Source organism: Alkalihalobacterium sp. APHAB7, from assembly GCF_048323755.1.
Classification (GTDB): domain Bacteria; phylum Bacillota; class Bacilli; order Bacillales; family Bacillaceae_F; genus Alkalihalobacterium.
In genome coordinates, this window is the sequence record NZ_JBLWFS010000035.1 from 20,832 (window position 1) to 35,137 (window position 14,306).

At 38.6% G+C, this 14,306-nt stretch carries 9 protein-coding genes and 1 riboswitch; of the genes, 1 reads left to right on the forward strand and 8 read right to left on the reverse strand.

Annotated features, from left to right (window positions below):
* Window positions 1–66: 66 nt before the first annotated feature.
* The 8 genes from ACNSTQ_RS21110 to ACNSTQ_RS21145 form a co-directional block, all read right to left on the reverse strand.
* Window positions 67–4,494, reverse strand: a complete 4,428-nt coding sequence (locus tag ACNSTQ_RS21110) for a hypothetical protein (RefSeq protein WP_418201726.1) — start codon at window positions 4,492–4,494, stop codon at window positions 67–69.
* Complete coding sequence (locus tag ACNSTQ_RS21115; protein WP_418201727.1) at window positions 4,495–5,229, reverse strand: DUF6063 family protein; 735 nt, start codon at window positions 5,227–5,229, stop codon at window positions 4,495–4,497.
* Window positions 5,219–6,730 carry a replicative DNA helicase gene (locus ACNSTQ_RS21120; protein WP_418201728.1) on the reverse strand — a complete coding sequence of 504 codons (1,512 nt, stop codon included), beginning with the start codon at window positions 6,728–6,730 and terminating at the stop codon, window positions 5,219–5,221. The genes ACNSTQ_RS21115 and ACNSTQ_RS21120 overlap by 11 nt, the downstream gene beginning before the upstream one ends.
* Complete coding sequence (locus ACNSTQ_RS21125) at window positions 6,715–7,743, reverse strand: Wadjet anti-phage system protein JetD domain-containing protein (protein ID WP_418201729.1); 1,029 nt, start codon at window positions 7,741–7,743, stop codon at window positions 6,715–6,717. Before ACNSTQ_RS21125 ends, ACNSTQ_RS21120 begins: the two co-directional genes overlap by 16 nt.
* Window positions 7,744–8,197: 454 nt before the next feature.
* Entirely contained in the window at window positions 8,198–8,500 is a 303-nt protein-coding gene (locus ACNSTQ_RS21130) for a hypothetical protein (protein ID WP_418201730.1), read from the reverse strand.
* Between the two features lie 357 nt (window positions 8,501–8,857).
* A complete protein-coding gene (locus tag ACNSTQ_RS21135; RefSeq protein WP_418201731.1) occupies window positions 8,858–10,132 on the reverse strand; it encodes a M20 family metallo-hydrolase in 1,275 nt (424 codons plus the stop codon).
* A 486-nt stretch (window positions 10,133–10,618) separates the two neighbouring features.
* Window positions 10,619–11,821, reverse strand: coding sequence for a phosphoglycerate dehydrogenase (locus ACNSTQ_RS21140; protein ID WP_418201732.1), 1,203 nt, complete (start codon window positions 11,819–11,821; stop codon window positions 10,619–10,621).
* Between the two features lie 175 nt (window positions 11,822–11,996).
* A riboswitch (ZMP/ZTP riboswitch) is annotated at window positions 11,997–12,075 on the reverse strand.
* A 345-nt stretch (window positions 12,076–12,420) separates the two neighbouring features.
* Entirely contained in the window at window positions 12,421–12,633 is a 213-nt protein-coding gene (locus ACNSTQ_RS21145; RefSeq protein WP_418201733.1) for a DUF1540 domain-containing protein, read from the reverse strand.
* 247 nt (window positions 12,634–12,880) lie between these two features.
* On the opposite strand from ACNSTQ_RS21145, the gene ACNSTQ_RS21150 reads away from it, so the two are divergent.
* Window positions 12,881–13,957: a Gfo/Idh/MocA family protein gene (locus tag ACNSTQ_RS21150; RefSeq protein ID WP_418201734.1), complete on the forward strand. Its 1,077-nt coding sequence runs from the start codon at window positions 12,881–12,883 to the stop codon at window positions 13,955–13,957.
* Window positions 13,958–14,306: the final 349 nt, after the last annotated feature.

Genomic DNA, 14,306 nt, shown 5'->3' on the forward strand with positions numbered 1-14,306 from the left:
TTCATACTTTTATGATACCTCAACCTTGTTACCAAACCATCGCTTATCCTCTTAAAACTACTTTCGTTAAAATAACGCCAACTGTTCCTGTTCTCCCAGCCTAGCCATCCCCTCCGGATCATGGTCCTTAAAGAAGGCCGTTCGTATCTCTTTTTGTTTGGTCATAATCAATGTTTCCCCGCTTGCCGATTCGCGTAGTCGACAGCTATAAATGACAGGGAAGTATTTGCGTATGAACTTTCCTTCCGCATGAGCGGTTAGTGCAATGATTTGAAAGCCTAATTGTTCGGCAATGAAAAATACTGGATCTAAGACGTGATCACTTGAAGCCTTTCCGAACGGATTATCCACGATAACGGTGCGATGCCGTTTTTGATTTCCTTGTAATGGAACTCTTTTTTCAGCTAAATAATTCAGAATACCAAGGAATAGTGTCATGTTTTTACTCCACTTTTCTCCTCCCGACCAGGCATTCGATTTTTCCCAACTTGTCAGTGCCCCACTCACTTTACCATCATTACTTACCTTGCGACACTTCACACTAATGTCCTTTTCCTTCATCACATTTTTAAGGAGTTGCTTCGTATGCAGCCATTTTTCAATCTGTTTACGAACCAACGACTCGTCTTCCTTGCCTTCATCGTCCTTAAAGTCGTCTTTTTCTAGTTGTAAGACCATCCAATCGATGTGACGACGGAGTTCTTCTTTTCCTTCTTGCTCATCCCATTCCGGCACAGAAAACACATAAATATCTTTTGACTTTTCCTCGACCTTTACGCGGGTTTGCTTTGGAATTAACCGTAATTCATCTGTAATCGTTCGTAAATACAAGTGCAGATGCGCGATAAATTGCTGTAACTGCTTGTCGTGCTCCCGCATATCCTCTTCAGCAATGAGTACCGTACGATTAATCCGGTCCTTCATTTTCTCCTGCCATTCAATTACATGCTCGTACGTATCTTTATATTCAATACCAGAAATACAAGTTTGGCGCAGTTTAATATCTGAAATTGTATCTCTACAAAAGCGAATAAACGATGATCTTTCGATGGTGAGTTGCTTCTTCCTTGATGTCATTTCTTCCTCGGCATTCGTCAATTCGACGACAAGGCGAGCGATCCAGTTCATTCTCTCATAGGAATAGCTCTGTTTCGTTTCGTCATCTATCAGTTGATTTCTTACGTTTTCATGCAAGAATGCAAACCGAACATCATATTTCTCCAGCTCGACGATCGCTTTATTGATCTCTTCGTCATATGATTGATATCTATTTTGTTCCTTAACTAAAAACTCATGTCGCTCTTGCAACTTTTTCTTTTCCACATTCAACTGCTCTCTAATTTCTACAAGCGACGTTTGGAAAATCTCTCGTTCTTCATAGATTTGAAGAAAGTCAGCTTCACGAATGTTGAATTTTTCTTTTACCGATGTCCATTGACTTTGCAACTCTTCTAACCTGGGCCTCATTGATTTCATTCTTTCTTTTACACGTTGAATATCTAAACTAAGGCGCTCAATCTCATCTTCTCCGTGTGGTGGAAAGTCGATGGCCTCTACATTTCCATATTGAAGTTCTAGCAGCTTTAATTCCTTACGAAGATCAATGATTTTGTTTTCAGCAGCTTTCAACTGTGTTTCAATCACTTCTCGCCCTTCCTGTTTATTCTCGAGCTGTTTTTTCAACGAATCACGTTCACTGACTAACACCGCATAGCTCTTCGAAGTATATTTCGGCTCCACAGTTGCTACTTCTTTATAATACAAGTCTGCATGTAAAAAGTATAACGGTTGACTCGCCTCTTTTAGTTGTTCGTCGAGCGCACTCCATTCCTCTTTCAAGTCAGAGATAAGTTTCTTCGTTCTCTGAATTTGCCGGTCGGCTTTTTGCAATTTTTCACGATGGTCCCTGAGCTGCTTTACTACAAATTCAAGCTCTTTCTTTTTCGATGAATACTTTCTTCCTTCTTTGATCTTGTTTAATAAGCCATTGTGTATGTCCATTGATTCTGTTAAGCGGTTACGGTAATGATGAAGTTCTTCGTCCATTTTAAGAAGCTTGTCATTGATTTCATGCAATGTCCGTTTTTGTTTCGCTTCCTCATCTAAGGCTGTGCTAAGCAGGTCTTTGAGTTCGGTATAGTGATCGTATGAGTATCTTGTTAAAAACTCGCGAAGCTTAGTGAGTGCTGTGGTCCATTGGTGCAGTTCCGATTCTTTGTTCGTCCGATTGTACTTTGCTTCCTTTGCCTCTTGCTGTACCTGTGTTTTCCATTCGTTAAACTTTACTGCAGACAAATTATCCTTCCACACGTTTGGGAAAACTTTGTTATCTTTTTCTTCCACCTCCGTTTGGATCAATGTCCGTGCTTCTTCTTCTGTACAAATGTAGACGGGGTGAGTAAGCCCCATTTTAACGGAATAAAGCTTGTCCCGCAGTTTCATCACTTCGGTTTCTGATACAATAAAAGTAATAGCCCAATACGGGTAGTTATCGTAGTAAGCTTCTTCCGATGTTTCAAGTGTCCGAGCGGCCTGTTGAACAAAATTCGTTCCTAATTCAAGAAAATGAAATTGGTTTCGCCAACTATCTTTTAACCGTTCTAACTTCGGATCGGCTGTGAACGATGTATTATTCTCATAGTCATCTGAAAACCTAGTCGCTTGTCTTTCTTTATAAAATAGTTCTTCTTTTTCATGAAGCAGACGTTCGACTTTTTCTTCTAGTTGGTGGAGGATCGTTTCTTCTTTTTCATAAATCGACTCATAATGCGCCCATTGAGGCTTTAATATCTTTAAATCATCTAAAACCTCTGCTTGCGTGTCTTCTAATAATTGAAGTTGATGCTTATAGGTCGTTACTTCATCATGTGCTTTTTGGAACGCCGTTTCAACATTCGGTATCACTTCTTGAAGCTCTTGTTTTTCTTGGGTTAGTTCTTTCATATGCGATTGAAATGAGATGATTTCTTGATCCAACTGCTCCACATTTTTCTCCCATTTAGGAAGTTCATCTTCCACTCGTTCCTTTAGTGGATTGGATAAGATCGTGTTTGCTATTTCTTGCATATCGTTTTCATAATAATTTTTTCGACTTTCTAATTCCCTCTCATGTAATTGAAGTTCTTTCAATAAGGTTTGTTTTTCTTCGAGCTCTTTTTCAGCTTTTTCAGTATCTTCTCGTTTACGTTCTTGTTGATGTTTTACTTGATCTATATTTTGTTGAATTTTTTTCTCTTCTTCGACAAAGTAGCCTTTTAGAAACGCTGTATTCTCATTGAGACTTGCCTCTAATTCAAGTGCCTCATCATCTTTTTCCAGAAAGTCTAATTGGTTTTTATAATAAAGTTGCAATTGTTCATTCGCATGTAGTTCTTTGTTTCCTTTAGCAACCTTAAGTTGGGATAGACGTGTTTCTTTTTCCGTTTGTGTAGCGACTAGACGATCAAAACCTGCTTTTTCTTCCGTGTATTTTTCATTAGCTTCATTTCTCTTTTTCTCGAGTACCGACAGTTCGTACGATTTATCTTTTCTCTGCCATTCGTCCTGTTCGCTTTGCCAATGATCGAGGTTGGCTTCTAAGTCCATTAAACGACTTTTCGTTTCTGCGTGCTCTTGTTGGGTATACTGATATAACGCTTTTGCTTTTAATTTTTGTGTTTCTAATCTTTTTTCTGCTTGATCGACGTGTTCAAATGATGACACATAGCTCGCAATTTGTTTTTCAACTTGGCGATTTTCTTCAATCACCCGTCGTAATCGTTTGTGGGCTTTGAAATGTTCTCGCTGCTTCTCAAACGTTTGGACAAAATCGCTCGAGCCTTTACCGGCAAGCGCTTCTTCAACAGTTGGAATTAGTAATTGGTCGACCAGCTGTGAAGTTGTTTTACAACCATCAAAAAAGCTTTCAACCCCACCTTCTGAACTATTAATAACCGTTATTTTTTTCCACTCAGAAGCAATGATTTTAAAGCGTTCTTCTAAATGACGATGATAACTTTTTACGGTATCAAACGTATGTGCGTTTAAAGGGTGATTTGCTTTCATCGTGGAATAATAGTCATTCATTTCATCTCGATTGGCAGGGCGAACCTTTCCATCGGCCATTGGAACGATAAATGGTAACTTCTCAATCCGATGTTTGTCACCGTCGCTATACTCATACGTATAACGATACGACTTCACCCCTTCTTTCGCCATATATAATGTCACCGCGGTCAGTCCGTAACGTCTAGGCCGTTCATTAATGACCCACTCAATGGCGATGTGAGCACTTGAAGACTCAAGCGAAAGCGTATCTTTCATTTTTCGCTCCGCAAGCTCCACATTCGGAAGAATCGCTTGAATTGCGGTTTGGATAAAGACAGTTTTTCCGCCGCCATTCTCAAGGAGGATCGCTCCATTGTGGCTGTCAAATAAGAAAATATCGTCATTGTAGCGCTTTCCGCCCCCTTCATACACGACATTTGTGAACCTGATTTTGGAGATCGATGGCATTTATGCTTCCTCCTTTCTTCGTTCTAACGAATAAATAAACTCTAATATCCCACGATTATATTCGAGCTCCATGTAATATCGTTGCACAATGACCTTTGCTTTTTCCGTTAGCTGCAACTCATCATTCCCGATATCTTCAATTAATTCTTGCGCTTCTAAAAATCGTTTTACGGTATGAAGAAAGCTCAATCTACTAATCGTTCTTCCTGTTTGTGCTTTCGCGGTTTCTTTTAAGTCATCCAAGTCTGACCATTTTTCAATAATGGCACTCCAGTTGTACTCATATTCTTTTTCAAGCTCCTTTAACTCCTCGTTCCCAATGGCCTGTAACGTCTCTAGTCGTTCATTAACCTGTTCAAGCCAGTCACTCATGGAAATAAAATCTCGAGTAGCTTCTGTCGTTTGATAACTGTCATAAAATTCGCCAAATAAAATAATAATCGTCACATACATAAAGTAGATGTCAGCATTGATTGTTTTTCCTGTGAAATAGGTCTTCTTTAACGTATCATTTGAAATGTGAAAGGGTGAATTGACTGCCAGTGGAATAAAATAAAGACGTTCCCCTACTGAAAAAATCGTACAATCTACTTCTCTCGCAAATTGATCCACTAGTCCTCTTACCTTATCTTCCGCTAAATAAAGCCTCAATTCATCACCTTCGCTATAGCCCTTTTGACTAATTTTTGCATAGATTTGAAAAGCCATCATAACCTCTTCTTGACTATAATCCATCTTCATCACCTCCTATTAATCGCAGTCTCATATTTTGAATCGAATATCGCTTCGTCACTTGAATAATTTCTTGGATTTCTTTCACTTCCATACGGTTGTATCGATCACTTATTAACTCTAATACTTTTTCAAACAAGGATTCATTCGAGTCTTCCGTTTTTTCATACATGATCGGTGAGCGTTGATGCATTACATACCAAAATTGATAAAAAATTCGCCGATCCAGCCATTCCTTCTCGTCGTCTATCAGAGCATGAACGACTTCCTTTAATGTGATCTCTTCCTTATCTCCCATGATTTTCAGAATAAGTCTCATCAAGTCCCCAAAAATTTGTCGCACCTTGTCATTTTCAATTTGTTGCAACTCATCCTCTGACAGATCATCAAAAGCTGTCGTTCGCTCTATACCTTCTCTCGTTTCAATGCGTTGTTCTTGAAAAATCGTTAATGGCGACCATGTTTCACATTGCTCTATCGATAGAAAAGGCTCTACCAATCTTTTAGAAGCCTCTAATGGTAACGGCTTACTCACTAATGCGGTTGTTATTTCTTGTTTAAAGTTGAACGAATCAATTCCTACATAATAGAGAGATTCTTGTGCAGCATGTAAGGCCGTTGTTTTTAAATCAATACTTTCTTTTAACAACATCGTATGATCATGATGGACTTCGCCAAGCTCCCGATCAATTTGCAAAATGAGTTCATATGCTTTTCGGTCTTTTTCAGAGTTCATATCATAAGCGAGCCGATTTTTCGTTTCTTTTACGAATGTTTGCAGCTCGCTAAATTCTTCATTTTCGCGAGTTAACCGTGAGTTGATGTCCTCTACCATTTGTTTATAACGCGTATAGGTTTCATCCGAAATAATATTCCGTTGAATTTCATGCTTGACGACACTCATTCGTTTTCGTAGCGATTCCACATCAATGTGCATTTCATCGATTTGCCTGAGCGCCCCGACAAATTCACCTTTTTCTAACTGCTTACGAAGGACAAGCTGGTTAATCGAAAGTTGAAATTCTGTAAAATACTCTTTTGTAGCAAATACGAGTTCTAATCCTTGTTCGTCTAGTTTGTAGTATTGTGTATTCGTTTTTACATCCGCTCGATCCGCTTTTAATAGCGAATAATGGACCTTTTCATATTCTCTTGTTTCCCAGTTATAAAATGCTTTTTCATTCCGTTTTCCACTTGGCGGTCGAAAGGTTTCCACGATCGTCCGTGCCACCTTTTCAAAGCCTTCGAGCGATAATGACGTTTTTTCTTGATTAAGTTCATATAAATAACGGGCCAAATCTTGTACACTCGTTTTATGATTTCTCATTAGCATATTTTCAAAAAAGAATAAAAGCGAAAGCAAGCCGTAACCGAAATAATCAATAGGTTCGTTGTTGTTGTCTTTCTCTCGCTTATTTTCTAATCGAAATAATGGATCAAATAATGATAGTCTTTGGATTCGTTCCCGGTAATTCTCCGTAATTCCTTTTAATTCTGAGCCCATTTTGCTCTCCTCCATACGTTTTGCAGCTCATCTTTCGATAGAGCTTCTTGAGGGTAGTAGCCTTTTTCTTGAAAAAGGTTAAGTAGTTTTTCTTGTTCTTCGCCCTTGAAATGTTGTAAGAAATGGTCCAAAGCTGTTGGATTGGCTGTTTGATTTTCTTTTCCTTTAAAATAAGGTTTATCCATTAATGTTTGATAAAATTCCGTAGCAAGTTGTACTTGATATTTTTCAAAAAGATAATAGTAGATCGAAATTCCTTCATAATCCAAATCACCAAAATAGTAGACTAGATGTTGAATCTCATCACTTTTCAGCCCAAGTTGTTGGGGTAATTGACTTAAACTAGAGGCTATTTTCCAGCCTGCCCCATAGATTAAACTTGTACACCCCGTTAACGGCAATCGATCAACCAATCCGTAATAGGTCGCTTTATTCTCCACAATGAGGTGTTTGTGAACGGTTTTGTTGGAGGTAAAACCATTAGGGTTGAGTGCAAACATAAGTGGATCAGGGGATTTAACAATGTTAAGTCTATCTGCTAGATTGATTTTCTCTAATAACGATCTGCCGCCTTTTTCATCTATCCATTTCTCATCTTGTACAAGTTCATAGGAACGCTGCGAACTATTGGCTTCGATAACAGGCAAACCATACTTATTTAAATAGTCATTAATTTTTAAGATCCATGGTTGGTCCTTGGCCCAAACTTTCTCTGAAGACGTGAAGTAAGCACGTAATTGAATGGCGGGATGGACCTGAAATTGCAGCTTTTGAATTGAGTCTATTAGCGGTTGCTTTACTTTTCCTTTTTGAATTCGAAACGTATGTGGCAACCCTCTCCAATTGGTATCATGGCTCTTTACGGCATGAAGGTATCCTCGATCTAACAATGAAAATAAAGCTGTAGCAAAATCCTCATATGTATCATTGGCATCTGCCAATTTTTCCAATTCATGAAGTGAAACTGTCGACTTTTTAACCGTTTCCAGGTACGAAATCAATTGATTCTCCATTCCAATCACTCATCTTTCATAAAAGATTTCACAAGTAATAGATTGCATAGTCGTATTATATAAAAAAAACTCGCTGATTTGCGAGCTTTTAAGCGAAGAGGAATAGAAGCGTAGTTGCACTTATTCTTATTCTAAAATGTTTACTATGTCGAATCTACTACTTTTCTTACAATTTATAATTTCTTAACGTGTAAAAAAAGCCTGTTCTTCTCATAGAGACAAAATTTAAGGCCTTAGATTTTGAATATTCCAAGCAGTAAGCCCGCCCATTATTAGTTTTCTACGATCAGATCCCCCTCTAATAGCAACTAACAAGTAACAATAAGACTAATCCAATAAAAAAGGGAATGTCCTCCAATTAAGGTGGCTAACATTCCTCTTTTACTACTCATTTGTCCTTTTCTTTTTTAACATAATGGGTCGCATAGGTCTCTTCTACATACTTACTACCAGATTAACTAAATTGAAGTCGCTTCTTATTGCCTTTCCCCCGAGCATAGTAACCAGTCCATGAAGGCTTTAACCCTTGCTTGAGACAATACGAACGAAATTCCTTTAGCATATAGTTCAATTGGTTTAAGTTTCCGCGAAGGACTCTTTCTAAATAGGAAACTCCACCGTTTCTCCATTTTCGGTAGTCTTCTTGAGTCAGTTTATTTAACAACATTAAAACGTCTATAAAACTAACAAATCCTTGACGGTTCACAATTCCATCAATTGATTTTTTCATTTTTTGGGAGATTTCCATTCTATTCATCACACACACCTGTTTCCTTAATAACCTAATAATATAATGATACTAGTTCAATCATTGCTTCGTACCCAACAATAAACTAGACTACTTCTATATTAAAATAAAAAACCAAAGGAAGCAAAAACTTTTAAAGGACTCTGAGGCCCTTATTTGGTAATATTCAACTAATGTTAGACTAAATTCTTTAATATAAGGGCCTGCGAGTCCGGTAAATGGCAAAAGAGTGGCAATATACAGAAATAAGAGCCTGTGAGTCCGCAAAAGATTACTCTTTATTCAACATCCCTGCTGAATTATTAATTGCACCAAATCCCTCGTCAAAGGTCAACCGAACGCCCGATACCAATCGGTTAATTCTTCTTACTCCTTCTTCGCCCCACTCCTAAGCAGCATCGTGCGGTAGAGCAGTTCCGTACCTAGTGAAATGTCATCGTAGCGGGCACTCTCTTTTGGGTTATGACTAATTCCGTCTTTACAGCGAACGAAGATCATTCCATAATCACAAATCGAGGACATTGCCAGAGCGTCATGGAATGGACCACTCATCATTTCTGGAAGGGGCTCGGTAAATAATGCCTTACCTGCTGCGCGGATGTCATCCATTATTTCCGTTGCACAATAGCGTGCATCACTTTCGGTATCGACTCGAATCGTTTTGGTCACTTGATGTCGTTCGCAGATTTCATCGATCGCCTCAAACAGCTTTTTTTCAATCCTTCGGCGACGGTCCATATCGATATCACGAAGATCTATCGTAAAACGAACATTCTCTGGAATGATGTTACGTGAATTAGGAAACGCCTCGATTTTACCTACGGTTGCCACGGTTGGTGCGTTAGGATCTTCGGTCGCAAGTTCACGCAGCTTTGTAATAATCTCTGCCGTCGCCACTAATGCATCTTGTCTGTAGGACATCGGTACAGATCCAGCATGGCCAGCAAAACCTTTCAACTCGACGGTTAACCAAAGCGGACCGGAAATACCAGTCACGAGCCCTACCGGTTGATTTAAGCGGTCAAGGATTGGACCTTGTTCGATATGCATTTCTAAAAACGAACCAATTCTTCCTTCTGGATAAACATCCTGTTCCATTTCTTCTAAGTTACAGCCAAAGTCAAGGAGAGCTTGGCGGCGCGTAATACCGTCTACATCTTCTCGATCTAATTCTCCTTCCTCTAATTGACCAATAATTCCTCGTGAACCGAATAACCCTTTGTCAAAACGGCACCCTTCTTCATCTGAAAAAGCAATGACCTCAATCGTTTTCTCCGGCTGAAAGCCTTGTTCTCTCATCGTTTGGATCGCTTCAATTGCCCCGATAACACCTATCGTCCCATCAAATTGACCCCCATACGGCTGGCTATCAATATGAGACCCAACTAAAAGAATCGGTTCTGTATCATCTCCCCCTTTCCATTGGCCGATTAAATTACCAAACGAATCAATTCTCGTCGTTAACCCCGCTTCCTTCATCCATTGTTCTACTTGTAACACCGCTTCTTTATCTTCTTTAGATAATGTTAAGCGGCATACGCCAGTTTCTTCAATCTGTCCAATTTTCGCCAAATCCCTTAGTCTTTTTTCCAAGCGATCATGATTAATTTGTAAGTTTTTTGTAGGCTTCAAATTTTTCATAGGTCCTCCTGTTAATCTAATAATTTTAAAAATATTCTGAAAAACAGAAACAAAAAAATACTGTTTACTTTAGGAATAGACTGAATGATGCTCTGATCTCCATACCGCAATTTATAGGCTTATTATAGCAAATCTAGATCCAATTCACATTTCACACAATGTAAAATGAACGAACTACTAGTTTAAACGAATTGTAAAACACCTTGGTCACTTTGTCATATTGGATCATATTGAAAATCAATCCTCTTATGATAAAGACTTCCATCAACGCATGTTCTTCTATTTCTCCAGGCTATATGAAAAATATAAGCGCCCCATTGTCCCCATTGCTATTTTTAGTTATGATAAAAATAACATGATCTGCCTACATTTAACTCGCTAAAAAAGAACCAATCCTAGAATTAGAATTGGTCCTTCGTATGTTACTGATTTCATATAATTAAGGGTAACTGTTTAGTTATATTGCTTTTACATCCCCGTGAAAAATTAAATCACGCGAATAGTAACCATTCCCTCTATCTGTCTTAGTTGCTCTTCGATTGCAGGGATTGTATTTCCATTGACTTCACTGTCGATGTCGACCATTGTATACGCGTATTCGCCACGACTTCGATTTACCATGTCTGCGATGTTCAAATGATAACTTGAAATTGCTGTTGTGATTTGACCGACCATGTTTGGTACGTTTTTGTGGAACGCCGCTACACGTGTCTTCCCTGTATAAGGTAGGGAAGCGTTTGGTAAGTTTACAGAGTTTTTGATGTTTCCTGTTTCTAAAAATTCTTTCAATTGGCGAGCGGCCATAACTGCACAGTTTTCTTCTGATTCTTGAGTTGATGCACCAAGATGCGGGATTGGAACTGTGTTTTTCATTTTTAACACATTTTCATTTGGGAAGTCTGTAATGTATTTCCCTACTACTCCGCTTTCAAGCGCTTCTGCCATGTCAGCTTCGTTAACAAGCTCTCCACGTGAGAAGTTTAATATATGAACACCTGGTTTCATTGTCGCAAATGTATCTTTATTAAACATTCCTCTTGTATCATCTGTTAATGGTACGTGAACTGTAATGTAATCTGCTTCAGCATACAACTGTTCAAGTGACATTGCCCGTTGTACATTACGAGACAAGCTCCAAGCTGTGTCAACTGAAATGAAAGGATCAAAACCGATAACATCCATATCAAGATCAAGCGCATCGTTAGCTACAAGAGCACCAATCGCACCTAATCCGATAACTCCTAACGTTTTTCCTTTGATTTCTTTACCAACAAATTGCTTTTTACCTGCTTCAACAAGCTTCGGAATTTGATCGCCTTCCCCAGCAAGTGACTTCGTCCATACTACACCTGCAAAAAGATTACGAGAAGAAGCCATTAAAGAAGTAAGAACCATTTCTTTTACCGCATTCGCATTTGCTCCTGGAGTATTAAAAACAGCAATTCCTCTTTCCGTACATTGGTCAACTGGAATATTGTTGACACCTGCTCCAGCACGTGCGATCGCTTTTAAGTTATCGCCAAGTTCCATCGTATGCATGTTAAAACTACGAACAACAATCGCATCTGGATTTTCGCTATCGTTATCGATTGTAAAATTTTCCTTATTAAATACTTTTAAACCGCGTTCCGCAATATTATTTAACGTCTTAATCGTTTTTAGTTTGTCCTTTAATAAAGTTGTGCTCATGTTCGTTTCTCCCCTTTGTTTTTTATGTTTTTTGAAAATATTAATCCATTAACGTAGATGAAATCAAGTGTTTTTTCTTTTTTTTCATAAAAATCTGAAATTCAGAAATAATAACTCTTGAATATCCCCTGCTAATAAACAGAAAGAGGTAAAGGAATTTGTTCTGAAATTCCCTTACCTCTGCCCAGGCGAACGGCTGCGACACTATGTGCTCCCTCACGGTTATCCGCGTTTCGCCAGTTACACATAGTCTTTAAATTTGACTTTATTTTATCAGACTCTTCAGTAACCTTCAACCACATTTTTAGATGTAAGCGTTTTTATTTTGAAAAATTTTTTATTCATTATAATTGATGATTATATATCGATTCATCCACAGCTCTCCTATTGTTATAAACGATGAGTTTCTCTGCACATTTTTAGTTTATTGTGGGCTTAAAAGGCATCGACTAGTTTATTGTCCAGATTTTCAATATATTGTCCGAAATCGTGATTTTATTGTCGTTATTCATTTTTATTGCTCAAAAGAAGATCACTCATTTATTTGCCAAACGCAAAATGTACCAACCTCCTCAGAAGTTGGTACGCTTTTGCTTCGTTTATTTGTTTTTCGACTTAAACGTTTTACAACAGGTTTCCGCTGAATGAGATGCTTGATCTTTATGATTTTTTTCTGTTAGGTCTTCTGCCATTTCTGTGTTGTAATTAGCATGATTGTCGAGTTCAACCATGATTTTCTCTGCCGTACAGATATTTCCTTCCCCGTAATACGTACAGTTGGAGATCGCACAAGAAACTTCTACTTTTGGCATGTAAAAACCCCCTATTATTAAATTCAAAACTGTTTCAATACGTAGTTTTTGCAAAGGCGTTTTTTTTACTCCTGGTAGCATAATCAATTTGTGAGGACTTATCTAGAGTACCTTTTTTTTCGATATAAATTCCAAACCTAAACCTTTATTATCTCAGGAAAACTTATGCTATTCTATAGTTACCAAGTTTATAAAAACATAAATCCACTACTACCAGTGTTTGTCTTAAACCAAGAGGAGGAAAAAAGTGAAAGGTCATCAAAAAATTAGAGTTGGAATTATTGGTACGGGTTTTGGAGCAAAAGTTCATGCACCGATTATGCAACACCACCCTGACTTTGAAGTGGTCGCGATTTCGAGTGTCCACCGAGGAAATTTAGAACAAGTCAAACAAGAAACAGGTGTCTCAGCAGCCTATGATCATTGGAAAGAGATGCTTGAATGTGAGTCGTTAGATCTTCTTTCGATCGCATCCGCTCCCTACTTACACTACGAAATGGCTATGGAAGGTATGAAACGTAACCTACATATTTTATGTGAAAAACCGTTAGCTTTTGATGCAAAAGAGTCGATGGAAATGTTGGAATTAAAAAATTCAACAGGGGTATTTGCTTTTACAAACTTTGAATGGCGTTTCTTACCGGCAAGACAAAAAGTGAAGGAAATTCTAGCAAGCGGCCAACTTGGGGATCTTTTACATATCAATTATAAGTGTACCTTCACCGGCTATCAGTCCCTAACCACAAATAAACGAGGGTGGCTCGGTCAACAACAATTTGGCGGTGGAATGCTCGGGGCAATTGGTTCCCATATGTTTGATTCACTTCTATGGTGGACCGGCAACAAAGTGACGGACATCTATGGACAGCTGCCTATACATGTTCCTTCCATTACAATAGATGGTGAAACCGAAGTGCGAACGGCAGAAGACGCGTTCCAAACGACAGGTACACTCGATACCGGGACCACCTTTTCTGTAGAATTAACGTCAGCGACTCGGCATAAAGCGAACCAGTGGCGCTTAGAAATATTTGGAACAAACGGTACACTCTTCATGACAAATGATGCACGTGTTGAAGTTGGCATCGGAAACGAAGAATTCCAAGTAGATCTTCCTTCTAAACTCGAAGAACCTACTACCCTTTCAACGAGAGCATCATCGTATTACCAGGCATTCTATCCGATGTTAAATGTGGTTTCTCAGACGATCCGTGACAACCAGGTCCACCCGCAGGTTCCGACGTTTGAAAACGGCCATGACGTTCAATTGATTTTAGATGCCATCCGCTTATCGGCTAAAGAAGAAAGAAAAATAACGCTATAATAAAAAAATTTAAAATAAAATCACGATTTCATTAGGTATTTCTAATTTTGTGTGGTATCCTTTGTTAAACCATTTAATACTTGTACCATCTTGTTTTTAAGGCTGACTAAAACCATTCTGAACCTTTTCGAGAAGGAGACTGCATTAATGTAGTCCAACTTACCGATAGGACTCGGAACAAATTAGTCAGCCTTTTTAATTTTTTTCTTTTTCTTTTTGGCAAATATCGAGTAGGAGGAGGTGATTAACCTCCGACCTCTCACACCACCGTACGTACGGTTCCGTATACGGCGGTTCAATTTTATACTAAGCATGTACTTTGTTGTAATGTTGGACACAAGAGATTAGC